Annotated in this window: 16 protein-coding genes and 2 tRNA genes; 6 read left to right on the forward strand and 12 right to left on the reverse strand. The window is 31.8% G+C overall.

Annotated elements, in window-relative coordinates; translation table 11 throughout:
- Positions 1-72 precede the first annotated feature (72 nt).
- The 3 genes from SHI72_RS09945 to SHI72_RS09955 are packed head-to-tail and all read right to left on the reverse strand — an operon-like array spanning position 73 to position 1,821.
- Complete coding sequence (locus SHI72_RS09945; RefSeq protein ID WP_039117337.1) at positions 73-675, reverse strand: hypothetical protein; 603 nt, start codon at positions 673-675, stop codon at positions 73-75.
- A gap of 51 nt (positions 676-726) precedes the next feature.
- Positions 727-1,122, reverse strand: a complete 396-nt coding sequence (locus SHI72_RS09950; protein ID WP_035619731.1) for an ExbD/TolR family protein — start codon at positions 1,120-1,122, stop codon at positions 727-729.
- Between the two features lie 3 nt (positions 1,123-1,125).
- A complete protein-coding gene (locus SHI72_RS09955) occupies positions 1,126-1,821 on the reverse strand; it encodes a MotA/TolQ/ExbB proton channel family protein (protein WP_039111796.1) in 696 nt (231 codons plus the stop codon).
- Between the two features lie 131 nt (positions 1,822-1,952).
- On the opposite strand from SHI72_RS09955, the gene SHI72_RS09960 reads away from it, so the two are divergent.
- The 3 genes from SHI72_RS09960 to SHI72_RS09970 all read left to right on the forward strand — a co-directional run bounded on the left by SHI72_RS09960 (position 1,953) and on the right by SHI72_RS09970 (position 3,629).
- A complete protein-coding gene (locus SHI72_RS09960) occupies positions 1,953-3,191 on the forward strand; it encodes a folylpolyglutamate synthase/dihydrofolate synthase family protein (RefSeq protein WP_323489870.1) in 1,239 nt (412 codons plus the stop codon).
- A gap of 202 nt (positions 3,192-3,393) precedes the next feature.
- Positions 3,394-3,468, forward strand: a tRNA-Val gene (locus SHI72_RS09965).
- 80 nt (positions 3,469-3,548) lie between these two features.
- Positions 3,549-3,629 (forward strand) — tRNA-Tyr (locus SHI72_RS09970).
- Positions 3,630-3,825: 196 nt separating this feature from the next.
- Here the strand turns inward: SHI72_RS09970 and SHI72_RS09975 are convergent.
- From SHI72_RS09975 to SHI72_RS09990, 4 genes are all read right to left on the reverse strand, one after another.
- Positions 3,826-4,434, reverse strand: a complete 609-nt coding sequence (locus SHI72_RS09975) for a GNAT family protein (RefSeq protein WP_323489871.1) — start codon at positions 4,432-4,434, stop codon at positions 3,826-3,828.
- Between the two features lie 425 nt (positions 4,435-4,859).
- Positions 4,860-6,344, reverse strand: a complete 1,485-nt coding sequence (locus tag SHI72_RS09980) for a serine hydrolase domain-containing protein (RefSeq protein ID WP_323489872.1) — start codon at positions 6,342-6,344, stop codon at positions 4,860-4,862.
- Between the two features lie 155 nt (positions 6,345-6,499).
- The gene (locus SHI72_RS09985) at positions 6,500-7,639 is read right to left on the reverse strand and encodes an AraC family transcriptional regulator (RefSeq protein ID WP_323489873.1); all 1,140 of its coding nucleotides are present in this window, start codon (positions 7,637-7,639) and stop codon (positions 6,500-6,502) included.
- 266 nt (positions 7,640-7,905) lie between these two features.
- Complete coding sequence (locus SHI72_RS09990) at positions 7,906-8,976, reverse strand: PQQ-binding-like beta-propeller repeat protein (protein ID WP_323489874.1); 1,071 nt, start codon at positions 8,974-8,976, stop codon at positions 7,906-7,908.
- A gap of 202 nt (positions 8,977-9,178) precedes the next feature.
- On the opposite strand from SHI72_RS09990, the gene SHI72_RS09995 reads away from it, so the two are divergent.
- Positions 9,179-9,727, forward strand: coding sequence for an ATP-binding protein (locus SHI72_RS09995; RefSeq protein WP_323489875.1), 549 nt, complete (start codon positions 9,179-9,181; stop codon positions 9,725-9,727).
- 18 nt (positions 9,728-9,745) lie between these two features.
- Here SHI72_RS09995 and SHI72_RS10000 read toward each other — a convergent pair whose 3' ends face one another.
- From SHI72_RS10000 to rplU, 4 genes are all read right to left on the reverse strand, one after another.
- Positions 9,746-10,183 (reverse strand): GNAT family N-acetyltransferase, encoded by a 438-nt coding sequence (locus SHI72_RS10000; RefSeq protein WP_323489876.1) that lies wholly within the window; start codon positions 10,181-10,183, stop codon positions 9,746-9,748.
- An 86-nt stretch (positions 10,184-10,269) separates the two neighbouring features.
- A complete protein-coding gene (locus tag SHI72_RS10005; protein ID WP_323489877.1) occupies positions 10,270-11,562 on the reverse strand; it encodes a hypothetical protein in 1,293 nt (430 codons plus the stop codon).
- A 226-nt stretch (positions 11,563-11,788) separates the two neighbouring features.
- On the reverse strand, positions 11,789-12,049 hold the full coding sequence (gene rpmA / locus SHI72_RS10010; protein WP_007805051.1) for a 50S ribosomal protein L27: 261 nt from the start codon (positions 12,047-12,049) through the stop codon (positions 11,789-11,791).
- A 24-nt stretch (positions 12,050-12,073) separates the two neighbouring features.
- Positions 12,074-12,511 (reverse strand): 50S ribosomal protein L21, encoded by a 438-nt coding sequence (gene rplU, locus SHI72_RS10015; RefSeq protein WP_035619759.1) that lies wholly within the window; start codon positions 12,509-12,511, stop codon positions 12,074-12,076.
- 270 nt (positions 12,512-12,781) lie between these two features.
- Here rplU and SHI72_RS10020 point away from each other — a divergent pair, with 270 nt between their 5' ends.
- Positions 12,782-14,104 (forward strand): pitrilysin family protein, encoded by a 1,323-nt coding sequence (locus SHI72_RS10020; protein WP_323489878.1) that lies wholly within the window; start codon positions 12,782-12,784, stop codon positions 14,102-14,104.
- A gap of 13 nt (positions 14,105-14,117) precedes the next feature.
- Positions 14,118-16,166, forward strand: a complete 2,049-nt coding sequence (locus tag SHI72_RS10025; RefSeq protein WP_416348470.1) for an insulinase family protein — start codon at positions 14,118-14,120, stop codon at positions 16,164-16,166.
- A 279-nt stretch (positions 16,167-16,445) separates the two neighbouring features.
- Here the strand turns inward: SHI72_RS10025 and SHI72_RS10030 are convergent, their stop codons facing one another.
- Positions 16,446-17,312 (reverse strand): DMT family transporter, encoded by an 867-nt coding sequence (locus tag SHI72_RS10030; RefSeq protein WP_039116941.1) that lies wholly within the window; start codon positions 17,310-17,312, stop codon positions 16,446-16,448.
- Positions 17,313-17,320: the final 8 nt, after the last annotated feature.

Consider the following 17,320-nt stretch of genomic DNA (forward strand, 5'->3'; position numbering starts at 1 on the left):
ATAAGACAATAAAAAAGGCTTTCTGAAATTATTCAGAAAGCCTTTTTTAATATTCGTTGATATGGATAGCCTTTATTGGGTTCGATACACCAATTCACTATCGTGCGAAGTCACAAAAACAGGAATCTCTGACCACAAATCATTATTCCTTGTAGACTCCTTATAAGTTTCTCTAAATAGTTCTTCAAGTCTTAATGTTATCAAGATAGCACATAACTCAGAAGCGATTTCTAAATTTTCATCTTCCCATTTCTCATTTTGCATATAATCCTTATAAACATTTTGTAAATCTTCAAATCCTGTAATTTCAAAAAGATTCTCAGTATAAGAATCATAATCGCCAAGCCAATCTAAATCTTCTAAATCATTACAAAAACTAAATCCAAAACCTGACAAAAACCATAAGTCATAGTTAATTGTAAAACCATTCATCTCACAATAAATAGCCTTAATTGTTTTATCTATCTCTTCTATATCGCTTTTAGATTCTTTATAAAACTCATTGAGATACTCATTCAATCTTGCCTTTAAATGAAGTAAATTACGATTTAGAACTATTTGAAAACTATTACTAGGAAGTTTTTTTAATTCCGATTCTGTAATTTCTATCGCTTTATCAAGGTTATCCTTTTTAATGAATTCGTTGACTTCTTCTTCAAATATGTATAAATCCATATAAAATATTTATTTCAATAGAGACTTTCGAGAAATTACCTTAAACTATGTTTACTTAGGACTTGTTGCTATAACAAACTTAAGATTGTTTTTAACCCCTATTTGTAGCACATCTACCAAATCTTGTACTTGTAGATTAAACGGAATCCTTACGATTACTGTTTGTTCTTTATCAGTACCTAATTTAGACATTAATGTAGTTTCTAACTCTTCAAAATCTACTGGCTGTTTATCGATGTAGAATTTTTTATCTTCTGTAACCGATAAGCTTATAAATTGTTTGTTTGTTTTTTCATTTGCTTTGGCTTTAGGCAATGTCATTTTAATAACATTAGGATTTGCCAATGTAGATATAATCAAGAAAAACAACAGCAAGAAAAACATAATGTCACTTAGCGATGAAGTTGCCACCTCGGCATGAAATCTTCTTTTTCTTTTAATAGACATATCTTATGATCTTTGAATTATGTTTACAAATTCAAGTATTTGTTTCTGAATTTTTAAGGCAAAATCATCAATTTTCCCATTCAAAAGATGGTACGCACTATATGCGATAATACCAACAATTAAACCTGAACCACTACTAATCATTTTCTCATATAAACCTCCCGAAATATTACCAATACTAATATTCTCTGTAACCGAGATACTATAAAAGATCTTAATAACTCCCGAAATAGTACCAATAAAACCTAATGTAGGTGCAATACCTGCAATAAGCCCTAAATGACCAAGACGTCTTTCCATCTCTCCTATTTCAATATCGGCAGCACGATCCATATTCGATTCGATTTCCGCAATTGGCCTTCCTATAACCAATACTCCTTCTTTAAGAATCTTTCCTGCAGCAGTTTCATTTCTTTCTACAATACTTCTTGCCATATCAAGATTACCAGAATTAAGATTAACCCCCACATCCATCATTAATCTAGGGTCAATTTTTGAAGCTTTGCTTATGTATAAATAACGCTCGATGATAACGTAAAAAGTATAGAACAATAAGATGGCAATTGGAATCAGGAAAAATCCTCCTTTTAAAATAAATCCTAAAACAGAAATCTCTGTATTTGGTGCAATTTTTTCGATAACTACGTTAGATGCGGCATTTGCAATAGTATCCGCTTGTAATTGAATGAAGCTAAACATATATTAATTCTTGTATTTGATAATTAATTCTAAAAAATATTCCAATTTTGCAATAAAGATACTTTTCGCTGTTATATTAAACTAAAAAAAACGAAAAATATTTCAATCAACAACTATTTTACTCGAAAAAAATGAACTATCAAGAAACTACCGAATGGATGTTCAACCAACTCCCAATGTACCAGCTACAAGGGGCTTCGGCATATAAAAAAGACTTAACCAATACATTACATTTGGTTGACCATTTAAACAATCCACAAAATTCATTAAAATGTATTCACGTGGCAGGAACAAACGGAAAAGGATCTACCTCTCACATGCTCGCTTCGGTATTACAAGAAGCTGGATATAAAGTAGGACTTTATACATCACCACATTTAAAAGACTTTCGCGAACGTATTAAAATTAACGGTAAAGAAATTTCAGAAGATTTTGTTTGCGAATTTATAAGTAAACACAAAGATTTTTTTGAATCTAATGATATGAGTTTTTTCGAAATGTCTGTGGGCTTAGCATTTGATTATTTTGCTACAGCAAAAGTAGATATCGCTATTATAGAAGTAGGCTTAGGCGGAAGATTAGACGCAACCAATGTCATTACTCCATTGGTTTCTGTTATTACCAATATCGACTTAGATCATACGCAGTTTCTGGGGACTACACCAGCAGCAATTGCAGGCGAAAAAGCGGGGATTATAAAACAAAATGTACCAGTTGTAATTGGAGAATATACTCCAGAAACAAAACCTGTTTTTTTAGCTAAAGCAAAAGAGACTCATTCTGAAATATATTTTGCTTCTGATATTATTACCGAAGTTTACCCTTCTGATTTAATTGGCGATTACCAACAATATAATAAAAAGACTGTTCAGGAAACCATACATATCCTGAATACTCAAAATGAATTTAAAATATCCGACGAAAATCTTAAAACTGGATTATTAAACGTTGTTACAAATACAGGTTTACAAGGAAGATGGCAACAGCTTGGCGAAAATCCTAAAATTATATGCGATACGGCTCATAACAAAAATGGCCTGGCAATAGTGATGAACCAAATCCAGAATGAAACTTACGAGAACTTACATATTGTATTGGGAGTTGTAAATGATAAAGATTTAGATTCCGTTTTACCACTATTTCCTAAAAAGGCACAATACTATTTCTGTAGTCCAAATTCCTCTCGTGGTTTAAGCACTGCTATTTTACAGGAAAATGCTAAAAAATATGATTTAATAGGTAAAACTTACGACTCTGTTTCGGATGCTTTTACGGCTGCAAAAGAAAATGCGACCAAAAATGACTTTATTTTTGTGGGAGGAAGCACATTTGTAGTCGCCGAATTGCCTTTGGATAAAGAGAAACAATAACAAGACTTATTTTAAAAACTAGTAAAAAAGCTACAAAAATAAATTCGCTCAAAAAAACCACATATTCAAATAACTAAATATCAATCGCATAAAAACTAACTGCAAATTATTATTATATTTTATTTAAAAAAGTTTTGGTAATGCAGAAAACAGTCTTATATTTGCACTCGCAATCACATAACGATAGCAACCTAGTAAAATAGGGCGATTAGCTCAGCTGGTTCAGAGCACCTCGTTTACACCGAGGGGGTCGGGGGTTCGAACCCCTCATCGCCCACAAAGAACTCCATTAGAAATAATGGAGTTTTTTTATAGCTTACCGAGTGTCATGGATTTCAAATCTAGACTATCGGGTTCGGGGAGATACTCAAGCGGCCAACGAGGGCAGACTGTAAATCTGCTGTGTAAACTTCGCAGGTTCGAATCCTGCTCTCCCCACGAAGGGGAAAAGAAGTGAAAAAGGCAACTTTATCAATCTTTTCAAAACCCGAAACATTAAAAAAACCTGTAAATCGAAAGATTCACAGGTTTTTTGTTTTAAAATACTTTACTATTGCGGGCACAGATTACAAATCCCCGCTATCGGGAGAACAAAGACATAAAGTCAATTTTTTCTTTGTTGTATTTCCTTTTATTATTTTACAGTTTTATCTTTAAGTCTTGCCTTCCATATTTCGTCCCATTCGTTTCTCAAAATACTCAAAATTATTGCATCAATTCTGTTTCCCTTTTGATCAAAACTACGGCTTCTTAATATTCCCTCTTCTGTACAACCAACCCCTTTCATCGCATTTATACTTCGCATGTTTTTACTGTTTGCTCCAAGCCCAATCCTTACAATTCCTAATTTATCAAATGCAAAGTCGAACATTAAGTATTTGCAATTTTTATTTATTCCTGTTCCTTGATACTTTTTTCCATACCAAGTATAACCAATTTCAATCGTGTTCATCTCCAAGACAATATTGTAAAATCTCGTACTCCCAACATATTCATTGGTTCTTTTATCAAAAATAATGAATGGATATTCTTTTTCCTTTTCTCTTTGACTGATAGCATTATCGATATATTTCAATAAATTTTCTTCTCCGTTTGCACCGCCCATGTTAAACTCCCAAATTTCGGGTTCGTTAATTGAAAAGTCTAAAAGATATTTAAAATCGTCTGCTTTCAAAGGTCTCAAAAGTACCGTTTCGTCTTCTAAAATATAGTCCGCTTTGTAGTCAAATTTTATTTCGTTCATTTAAATTTTATGTTTTTTTTGGTTGTCTTTAGTTATTTTTTAGCATTACCACCAACTCATTTATACCAGCCACAAAATAATTTGGCTTTTCCTGATGTAAATAATTAAGAATATTTTAAAAAACCACGAAGTTAACCATCTTAATAATTAAAATTGTGATCCAGTTTAGCTATTATTAAGTAGACCAGAATAGTACAGTTCCAAGTTAAACTATCAGCATTTTGTTTAATAATACATTATTTAATTACTACAAGTTTTTCAAATTAAAAAGAATAGATTTCTTGGAGCTGTGTTATTTACAAATCCTTAAATCCTGCGTAAAAACGGTTCGCAAACAGACTCGCAAAGACAACTACAAAACTCCATTATTTCTAATGGAGTTTGTTTTCACAGAATATACTACAATCAAATTTAAGACTAAATCATTATTTCCCTTTATAAATCTTTTCGACCTTAGTGTTCATATTACCTCTTACTAAGGTCACAGAACTTAGTTTTCCGTCACTAAAATCTAATTTTAACAAGTTAGGATAATCTATAATTTTAAATAGTCCATTTTTAAGATATACCAACTCATTATCATTTTTCCCTTTAAAATGATCCAATAGCATGGATTCAACATAAAGGCGATTATTCTTTTCTACAATTTTAGTTTCCACTCCCTGTGCATAAAGAAAATCATCATAAGTTCCGATTAGTTTTTCTTTTAGACTTGAAGGCATTTCCTGAATTTCCTCATTAGATGTTTTTCCATTCCAGTTCATCAAAGTCAGAAGCTTTCTTTGAGTTTGCCCCATCACAGGAAAACGATTCTTTTTTTCACCATTGGTTAGAAATACAAAGCCGTTTCCATCTGTCATCGTAGCAAAAACACTACCTCCTACTCCTGTATTAGAACCATTACATATAAACCAATCATAGTTATTATAACCAAAAGACTTTTGCCATCCGTAACTCCAGCCGCCAACAGCATCTTTTAAAGCAGTCACTTCTGTTACTATTTTTGCAACATTATGAGAAATCACTTTATTGTTTTTATTTCGCAACGCATTTTGCATCTCGATAGCAAGTTTAGCCAAATCTGTTGGCGTAGACCACATTCCTGATGCTCCAACTTGTGGAGTGATTGGCAAACCTGTTCTAATAACCTTTTCATTTTCATCATGAACGAGGGCTACATTTGCAGGGAATCCTTTTTCATCAGGCTGTATCATTGTAGTATTTTTTAATCCAAGAGGAGAAAATATATATGTTGCAGCAAGTTCTGCAATAGGCTTATTAAAAGTATCTTCTAATGCCATCTGAACAATTACATAACCACCACCGCTATACGCCCAACCTGTTCCTGGCGTAAACAAGAAATCAATTTCTTTATCATATCGCGGAATCTTCCCTAAAAGACTTTGTTTTATTGTCGGGATTGTATCGCCTTCATAGTAATCTGCAAATCCGCTTTGGGTTGTACCAGCCGTATGATTAAGAAATTGTCTCCAGGTAGGACTGTTATTCTCTGTAAACTTACTTTTTGGCAAGTGCCAGCGTTTTAAATAACCATCTATTGGATCGTCTAACTTAATCAATCCTTTCTCTTCAAGCATAAAACAAAGAAGCGCTGTAATTGGTTTTGAAATTGAAGCGGTAGAAAAAGCGGTGTTTTTATCGATTTTCTCTGGAGAGTTTATTGATTTAACACCAAATTCATTTGTATATACAATCTCGTAGTTCTCAAAAACAACAAGACTAAATCCCGCAAGTTTATATTTTTCCAGTTGCGGATTAATATTCAAACTATCTGTCAGAAAACTATAATCTTTTTGTTTTGATAATACTTTCTTGTTTGTTTGACAGCTACTTATTTGACAATTTAAAATTGTTACTATAAGAATTAGGAAGTAAATAGTAGTTTTCATTGTATCGTGATTTTTTGGTTAAAAATTTATTTCGATACAAAGATGTGGTGGAAATTAACGCTATGCGACCGAATAAAAATAGTCGGACACATTAGTTTCTAAAAATAAGTATGAGTAATTAAAACTACGCGTACGAATAATTACAAAGCTCTATTTTACAACGCTTTACGATAATCTGTAGGAGTAAAACCTGTATGCTTTTTAAAAGCTGTATTAAAAGAAGATTTAGAATTAAAACCTACATCATATAGAATTTCCAAAACCGTTACTTTACTTTTTGTAGCATCTTTTAAAATTCCCATAGCACTCTCTATGCGATACGTATTAACGAAATCGTAAAAATGCTGTTCTAATTTATGATTAATTAAAAGAGATAAGTCACGAACAGGAATTTTAACATCAGATGAAATATCCTGAATTGTTAAGGAAGGATTTAGAAACGGCTTTTCTGCAATCATATACTCCTGCAATTTCAATAACTCTTCATCATATACTTTTTCGCTTACACCTAATGGTCCAATTTTTTTTTCTTCAGAAATTAAATCTTTTACAAGTTTTAATTTTGAATCAACGTTTCTAAACAAAGCAGGATTGCTTAATGCCTTAAATAAATACCAACAAACAATAAATAGCTGAGATATTTGCAGCCCAATTTTTATCCCTTCGGAAATGTATGGATAATCAGAAAACTTAAGAATATTTTTTAAAATGGCAATCAAATATATAATAGTGATTACAATCGCGAACTGAAACAACCACTTATAGGAATTAATATTTGTACCTGCATTATTTTCAAGATATAACTTTTTTGCCTTTTTTAATGCCACAAAAACAGCAATAATATATACAACTAGTTGAACTGTTATAAGAATATGATTAAACTGTAATTCAATCATACTTTTATAGCTTTTAATAAAATTAATTTTAGAAGCAACATCAACAGCATAAAAACGAGGTATCAAAATCACATTCACAACTACAAATGGAAGCAGATGTAATAAATATTTAGGCTTAAGCTTAAAATCAGAATAACAAACGGATAATACATATAAATAAAAAGTAGGTATTTGTAAGAAAGCAAACATACTCCTTAGCATTCCTAGATTTGAAGGCCCATTAACCATTAAATTAAATAAAGGATCACTAGTATCTATTGCCGTTATTACTAGATAAAAAGCAAAAAGACAATTACTTAACCTGCCCTTTGTCTTAACTGTAATTAAAAAAAAAGCAAGAAAAAATGAAATGAACAAAGAAATTATAGTCACAATAACCAACAAATCGATCTTACCCATTTATATTATTAAGGTTTAAATATATATTCTTATAATTAACACACAAAACAGCCAAACTATCCCGATCTAAATATGCCTTTACGCAATAATTTAACTTTTTTTGAGCGAATATAAGAAATATTATCACTCCAATTCATCCCTTTTTTCTAAATAGAAATAGAAATATTTTCTTCGTATTATTTCATTATTTTATTCTCTAAACCTCTAAAGAAGTGGCTCACAAACAATCACTTAAAAAATTAATAACGTTTTACGATCTTAATTTTTTATTTTAATACCCACATTTCACTTCCTCCAGTCGGAAAATAAATCTTATTATCTTCTACAATTGGTGTTGAAATTCCGTAATAAAATTGTTGAACAAAATTAATTTTCCCTGCTTTAATATTTAAAGAATATAAATTCCGATTCATAGTTCCAAAATAAATATTCCCTTTAAAGCTTATAATCTTACTTTCAACTTGATCATTTTTTAAATCTAATACCCAATTTGTTTTTCCGTTTTCAATATTCACAGAAACAACTTTGCTATCATACGTACTTAAAATTATACTTTTGTTAGCAACGCAAGGTTTATAAAACACATCGCAGTTAAAAGATTCTGACCAAATTTCGTTTCCAGTCTCATAATCCAACATCAAAATTTCCCCTTGTTTGAAATCTTTATTAAGACAAACTAAAAGTCCATTTTCTGTTTTAATCTGGTTTAAGTTTGAATATTTTTTATATTTGTTTTCCCAAATATTTTTTCCGCTTTTGTTATCGATTGCTAAAAGTTTAGCGTCATGTTCTGACAAACCTAAATATACCATATTTTCAAAAAATTCAGGTTCGTTTGTTTCGGTAATATTTGAATCTTTAGGCAAATACCAAACCACTTTACCATCTTTTTTATTTAGTTTACTAAATCCGTTTCCTTGAACTGAGCCATAAATATAGTTGCCATTCTCAGCCAAATCCTTTCTTAAATTCATCTCGCCATTAACTTTCCATTTTAACTTTCCTAAAGAATCAAAGCAACTTAATTCAGCGTTATAATCCGCTAAAAACAAATCTTGACCATCTATTAATGGTTTATAAAACGGATTATAGTCCGATTTAAATTTCAATTTTACTTTAGCATTTTCTAAATTTACAGCATAGAAATTCCTATGTAAATCTCCGAAATACAAAATTTTATTTTTTACTACTAATGTTGTCGGAGTCCAATCAAACGGCTTGTTTCGCCATAACAATTTTACATATTTCTTATTATCATCAACTACAGTCTCCCTATCTTTTTTACAAGCAAAAAGGCAAATTAAAAAAACAAATATTACAACATTTCTTATTTTCATTCTTATTGTGTTTTTTAACAAAAACCTCATTAACTTATACATCAACAACATTAAAAAAGAATTTTATCATTTCGGCTTTTAGACCACTAAAACCATAAACAGAACTCTACTATCAGCGAATATATGAAATATCTTTATCACAAGTATTTCAAATTAACACATACAACCTAGAAAAACTTTTACAACAATCAAATCAATTAAAATGAACAAAGCAACCCATTTGTTTGCCATAACCGGAGGACCAGGATGCGGCAAAACAACTATTATCGAAGAATTAAAAAAAAGAGGTTATAATTGTGTAGACGAAGTGGCTCGTGAAATAATTAAGGAACAAGTACAATCAAATGGAAATGCTTTGCCTTGGGCAGACAAAGAAAAATTTACATTATTAATGCTGGAACACTCGATTGAAACCTATATAAAAAACAAAGACAATGCTTTAATCACCTTTTTTGACCGAGGAATTCCAGACACTTTAGCGTACGCAAATTTAATTGGTTTAAAACCTCCTCCAGAACTCACAGAGGCTGTTAAAAAATACCAGTATAATCCGATTGTATTTATCCTGCCGCCTTGGGAAGAAATCTACCAGACAGATACCGAACGCAAACAATCTTTTCAAGAAGCAATAGACACCTATAAAGCAATAAAAAACACCTATAATGGTTGTGGTTACCAATTAATAGAAGTCCCAAAATTAGGAACAAAGGAAAGAGTCGATTTTATCTTATCGACTATAGAAAATAAATAATCTTCTTTCAACCAAAATCTATTTTACCAATAAAAGAACTTTGTCATCATAATTAGAATTACACCAAGTATGTTTTTCTATAACAGCTTTAGGAACTTCTATATTTTTTCTATTATTATCTTCAAATCCGAATTTATTATAGAAATTACTTAGTTTTTCAAATGGCAAACACCAAGTGTTTTTATCTTTATTTTGATTCTTATCAATAAGAAATTCAATGATTTTTTCTGCAATTTTAAGTCCTCTAAACTCTTCAAAAACAAACATTCCTCCAAGTTCACAATTAGCATCATCTACATTTACAATTCTTCCCAGACCGCATTTTGCATCACCCATTTCTGCTATAGCAATGATTTCATTTTCAAAATTTGAAGGCACAAAATCAATTTCAGAATATTTAGAATTTATCCAATCTATTTCATCCTTGTTTGCTAATCTAATCAAAATCTTATCCATCACTTAAATTATATTATTTTTAATTTATAACATCTCAAAATCTAAGCTGCATTTTATCTAGTTAAAATTCTTCCGTCTGTCCAAACTTATACATACAAGACTTTCGAAACATACAAAATCCCCTTAGCTAGTAACCACAATAAAGCTGCCATCCCGAGAAATCCCCAAGCCCATGATCCATTTCTTCTTTTCCAACTAAAGTAAAATGTTGGAATCTCCCAATATTTAATAACAATAAAAATGCATGTTCCAACTAATGATACCCAAATCATTTCACCCGATTTAATACTAAAACCATAAAACAAAACAGATAAAAAGAAAAGAACTGTGACAAATTGCAAGTAAAAATAATTTTTATAATTATGGCTGTAATTAACCTTTACAGATAAAATTAAAAACGACAGAACCAACAGCGAAGTCAATGCAATTATAATATACGATAACGCAGCGTTTGATTGCCACAAAAACACGACATCTATAAACAAAGCCAAAACCGTACAAGTTGCAAGAGAATAAATACCTCTTTCTACATAAACATCCTTATAAGGTATTAAAACAGGATACATGTATTTTTCTAGCAATCTCCAAACAGGAAAAGCATAAATTGCAGCAAGACCAGACACAACAACTTCATAATTATAAAACACATCCTCTGGCACTTTATACAATACATACAAAATAGCAACCGTAACAATAATTGCAGGAAAGCAAATTGTTTTTACCACTTCCCACCTATCTTGTTCCCAAAAATTACTTTTTATTTTGTAGATGTATCCACGAACAAGATACTTTTTAGTAAACAATGCTGTAGATTGACTCCACAATAAAAAGAACCCAACATGAATAATAACTGTACGCAGTACCATATCTTCTACACTACACCCAAGAACAACACAAACTGCACCAATCAATAGTAATTCATACGTTAGCAAAACTTCCGAAAACAATACTTTAAACAAAGGTTCAAATTGCTTTATAAGCATTCTGATAATAGCTCCCCAATAATTACGCAACAAACCTATTACTGCACACACCGCAATAAATGCAGCTAAGTACAACATCCAATTCGTAAATGATTGTGCCTGCATCCATAATTCGATAGCAGAGTTTTTTATTGGAGTATATAAAACATGAGAATTAACAAATATTTCATTAGCCAACCCATCTCTTATACTATCATTTATGGCAGGAAACTGACTTTTATATTTTTCCCAATACACATTGGCATCAGAACCATTTTTTTGCAAAACTGCAAATTCATATAAAATTCTTTTTTGTGATTCATCAAGTGATACAATTTGATTTGCAATATGACCAGATACACTTTTCGCATACACAGTGACACAAAAAAATAATAGAAGTAATAATATTCTTTTCAAAACTAAAATAGATTTATCTAATCAAAAGTAGTAATAATAAAACTATCCAGAACCAGGACAAAAAACTTTAAGAATGCAATTTCGTAGATTTTTGCATTAATTTAGTAAATCTTAAAACCTAAATTAAGGAGACACAAATCACAAATTGATTATAAGCAACAGCCTAAAAACGAAAAACCCGTTTGCCTTGGCAAACGGGTTTTATAATAATATAGAATCTTAGTTATTATGCTTCGAATGGAAGTATAGAAACGTATGATTTATTATCTCTTTTCTTTTGGAACTTTACAACTCCATCTACTCTTGCGTGTAGAGTGTGATCTTTACTAATGTAAACGTTTTCACCTGGATTATGTTTTGAACCTCTTTGTCTAACGATGATGTTCCCAGCAATAGCAGCTTGACCTCCAAAAATCTTAACGCCTAAACGTTTTGATTCTGATTCTCTACCATTCTTCGAACTACCGACACCTTTCTTGTGAGCCATGACGTATGAGTTTAAATATTGTTATTATTCTTTAGTAGCTTCTTTTTTTGCTTTTGGAGCTGCTTTTTTCGCTTTAGGAGCTTCTACTTCTTCAGTAGCTACTTCTTCTGCTACAACCGCTTTTTTAGCCGCTGCTTTTTTAGTTCCTCCTGCTGCAGTAATACCTTCAATTACAATTTGAGTAAGATATTGTCTGTGACCATTTCTCTTTTTGTAACCTTTTCTTCTTTTCTTTTTGAAAACGATTACTTTGTCTCCTTTTAAGTGTTGTAACACTTTAGCTTCTACTGAAGCACCTTCTATAGCTGGGGCGCCTAAAGTTACATTCCCATTATCATCTAATAAAAGAACTTTGTCAAAAGAAACTTTTGAACCTTCTTCATTAGCTAATCTGTGAACGAAAACCTTTAAGTCTTTGCTTACTTTAAATTGTTGCCCTGCTATCTCTACGATTGCATACATACCAAATTGATTTATTGATTTTTAAGGTTGCAAATATACAATTAATAATTTACTGTGCAATTTCTTAAAGTAAAATTATTCGATGTTCTTTAATTCCTGTTTTTCAAGACTTTTCAAATAGTTAAAAATCACTATTGTAGTAAAATACTGTTAAACATTCATCAAAAGATAAGCCATTTTCTAAATCCTAATTAAAAAAAGTTATTTTTGATGTAACTATTTTAATTAATCATTACTAATTAATTGTAATTGAAAAAATTATTAACCTCTATGAAAAAACCATTAATTATGCTAAGCGCAGCACTTATGTTAGGTGGAGTAGCTTCGGCTCAAAAAGTAGCTTTTGAAGAATATGATTTAGATAACGGCATGCACGTTATTCTACACAATGATCCTTCTGCACCAGTTGTCATAACCTCAGTAATGTATCATGTAGGATCAAAAGACGAAACTCCAGACAGAACTGGTTTTGCACACTTTTTTGAACACCTATTATTTGAAGGAACCGAAAATATAAAACGCGGTGAATGGATGAAAATTGTAACCGCTAATGGTGGAACCAATAATGCCAACACTTCAGACGACAGAACGTATTATTATGAAGTTTTCCCTTCTAACAATCTTGAATTGGCAATATGGATGGAATCTGAAAGATTAATGCATCCTGTAATAAACAAAATTGGGGTTGATACCCAAAATGAAGTTGTTAAAGAAGAGAAAAGAACCCGTTATGACAACCAACCTTACGGAAATATTCTTCCAGAGGTAAAGAAAAACATGTTCAAAAATCATCCTTATCGCTGGACAACAATTGGCTCCATGAAAGATTTAGATGCCGCAACTCTAGAAGAATTTAAAGCTTTCAACAAAAAATTCTATACTCCAAACAATGCCGTTTTAGTAATTGCTGGAGATTTTGACAAAGCCAAAACAAAAGAGTGGGTTCAGAAATATTTTGGACCAATCCCAAAAGGACAATCATTACAAAAACAAACTTACACAGAAGAGCCAATAACTCAACCTATCAAAGCAACTTACGAAGATCCTAACATCCAAATTCCGATGTTGATTGCGTCTTACAGAACCCCATCTATGAAAACCAGAGATGCAAGAGTTCTTGATTTAATATCTTCTTATTTAAGTGATGGGAAAAGTTCAAAACTATACAAGAAAATAGTTGACGATAAAAAAATGGCTTTACAAATTGGAGCAGTTGGTTTTAGCCAGGAAGATTATGGTATGTACATTTTATATGGATTACCAATGAATCCTTACACATCTGCTGATTTATTAAAAGAAATTGATGAAGAAATTGTAAAACTTCAAACCAACTTAATTTCTGAAAAAGATTATAAAAAACTACAAAACAAGTTCGACAATAATTATGTTAACTCTAACTCAAGCGTAGAAGGGATTGCCGAAAATTTAGCTAGTTATTACCTACTTTATGGCGATGTAAATCTTATAAATACCGAAATCGACCTCTATCACTCTATCACTAGAGAAGAAATTAGAGATGTTGCAAAAAAATATCTGAATCCTAATCAACGTTTAATTTTAGACTACGTTCCTAGCACAAAGGCACAAAATTAAGACTCTTAGAATCATGAAAAAAAGACAAATTATTTTAATCCTTTTATTCGTAACAGGAATTATGCAAGCACAAGATCGCCCGCAACCAAAACCAGGAAACTCACCCGTAGTAAACATAAAAAAACCACAAACCTTTGTTTTAGCAAATGGTATGAAAGTTTTAGTTGTCGAAAATCACAAACTACCAAGAGTAAGTTTTAATTTAACATTAGACAACGCTCCTTTTGTAGAAGGAAACAAAAAAGGAGTAGATGAACTAACAAGTAGTTTAATTGGTAACGGAACCAAAAAAACAACCAAAGAAGCTTTTAACGAAGAAATAGATTTTTACGGAGCAAGCATCAATTTTAGTTCACAAGGCGCTTTTGCTAGTTCGCTTTCTAAATATTCAGGGAGAATCCTTGAGCTTTTAGCCGAAGGTGCATTACAACCTAATTTTACCCAAGCAGAATTTGATAAGGAAAAAGCAAAAATATTAGAAGGCCTTAAAGCCGATGAAAAAAGCGTTCCTGCAATCGAAGGTAGAGTTGTTGATGCATTAGCATTTGGAAAAAATCATCCTTCGGGAGAATTTATTACCGAGCAATCTATAAAAAATGTAACTCTCGCTGACGTTGAAACTAATTACAGAAATCATTTCGTTCCCGAAAACGCTTATTTGGTAGTTATTGGAGATATAAAATTCAAAGAAACCAAAGCTGCTGTAGAAAAGCTTTTTGGAAAATGGGAGAAAAGAACACAACCAAAAGAAACCTATCCTAATCCTGTAAACGTTTCTAATCTTCAAATTAATTTTGTTGATGTTCCAAATGCAGTACAATCAGAAATAGCATTAGTGAATACTGTAAATTTAAAAATGGGTGATCCTGACTTTTTCCCAGCAGTAATAGCAAATCAAATTTTAGGAGGTGACTTTAACAGCTACTTAAACATGAATTTACGTGAAGCTCACGGATGGACTTATGGCGCTAGCTCAGGCTTAGGCAGCGGAAAATACACTACTAAATTTAAAGCTGCTTCTGCAGTTAGAAACGCAGTAACTGATAGTGCCGTAACTGAATTTGTAAAAGAGATAAAAAGAATCCGAGCTGAAAAAGTTTCTGATGAAATCCTAAAAACTGTTAAAGCTGGATATATTGGTAGATTTGTAATGCAAGTCGAAAAACCACAAGCTGTTGCCAGATACGCATTGAATATCGAAACAGAAAATCTTCCTGCAGATTTTTATGAGAAATACATCCAAAACATAAATAATGTAACTGCTGATGAAGTACTTCGAGTAGCCAACAAATATTTCTTAATTGACAATACGAGAATTGTAATTACAGGAAAAGGCTCTGAGGTTATTCCTGGCTTAGAAAAACTAAATATTCCTATCAGCTATTTTGATAAATATGCTAATCCTGTAGAAAAACCAGTATTAAAGAAAGAAGTTCCTGCCGGAGTAACTGCTAAAACTGTTTTTAGTGATTACATAAAAGCTATTGGTGGAGAAAAAGCCGTTGCCTCTGTAAAAACAATTGCAATGCTAGGATCAACTACAATTCCTCAGGCTCCTTCTCCTTTAAGCTTCACTTCTAAGATGGATGCAAAAGGAAAAATGATGGTTTCGCTTGCTATGGGACCTATGAATTTAATGAAACAAGTTGTTAACGAAAAAGGAGCTTACATCGAGCAACAAGGACAACGAAAAAATCTTGAAGGAAAAGACCTTACAGACATGAAAGCTAGCGCAGTTCCGTTTGAAGAATTACAACTTTCTAAAAAAGAAGGATTAACAATAGATCATATCGAGCCTATTAATAACAGCGATGCTTATGCGATAAAAGACGGTAAAACAACTTATTTCTATGATACAAAATCTGGATTAAAAGTTGCTGAATCTAAAATAGCCGAACAAGCTGGACAGACCGTTACACAAACCACCAATTTTGGCGATTATAAAGAAGTAAAAGGAGTTAAAGTTCCTTTTAATATCGTTCAAAATGTAGGTTTTGAACTAAACATCAAAATGTCTGAAGTAAAAATCAACGAAGGAGTTTCTGATGCTGATTTTCTTTAGAAGGTTCAAAGGCTCAAAGTGACAAAGGTTCTGATCCCGAAGTGTCGGGACTGAGATTCTGAGTTACTAAGATTTTAGAGGCTTTGTCAAAGTTTACCCTTTGACAAAGCTTTTTTTATGCATTTTTTTGTCAGGCGAAGTCGAAGCCCGCAATCTTGTCATAGCCCCGATAGAAGTGGAAATCCTTTTGTGGCGGGGTTCGCCATAAAAGATTGCAACGGATAGCGGGATTAGCTCCTAAAAATAGCAGAAACCTAAACAACATTTCACAAACAAATTTTACTTCTTCGCCGACAGATAAACCCCTATTAAAACAATAAATGCGCCCAAAAGCTGAATTGGTGTAAGTAGTTCATTATCCAAAAAACCCCAAAAGAAAGCTACTATAGGAATTAAATACGTTACTGAAGTTGCAAATACTGGCGATGACATTTGTATCAATTTAAAAAACAAGACATTCGCAATTCCTGTTCCTACTACTCCAAGGATAATTATATACAAAATTGAATTCTGCACTTTATCATCATACATTACTTCACCAAAGCCTGTAAAACTCAAAATTACAATTGCAGGAATCAATAGTACTGCAAAGTTTCCTGTAGTAATACTCAGCGAACTTAAATCAGACAAATACCTCTTAATCAAGTTTACATTTATTGCATAACAAAGGGAAGCTATCACAACTAAAATAGCATAATAATAATTTTGTTCTGGATGACTCATTGCTCCATTAAAAACCAAAAGCAAACATCCTATTAAACCAATAAAAACACCAAAGATTTGTCGCCTCTGAAACTGAATTCCAAAAATAACAGCTCCAATTACCAATGTATTTAATGGTGTAAGCGAATTTAATATTGCCGTAATCGAGCTATCAATTTCAGTTTCGGCAATGGCAAAAAGATAAGCAGGCGTAAAAGTTCCAAAAACAGAAGTCAATGCAATATACTTCCATTGCCCTAGCGGAATTTTAGCCAGACTCTTAAAACCAACCAAAAACAAAAATAAGGATGCAAAAATAATTCGCAATGAACCCAATTGAATTGCGGTTAAACCAACAAGTCCCTTTTTTATCAATATAAAAGAACTTCCCCAAACCAAGGCCAATACTGTTAAGTAAACCCACTTCAATTGTCTTGAATCCATAATAGTTG

The organism is Flavobacterium sp. PL02 (genome assembly GCF_035013205.1).
Lineage (GTDB): Bacteria > Bacteroidota > Bacteroidia > Flavobacteriales > Flavobacteriaceae > Flavobacterium.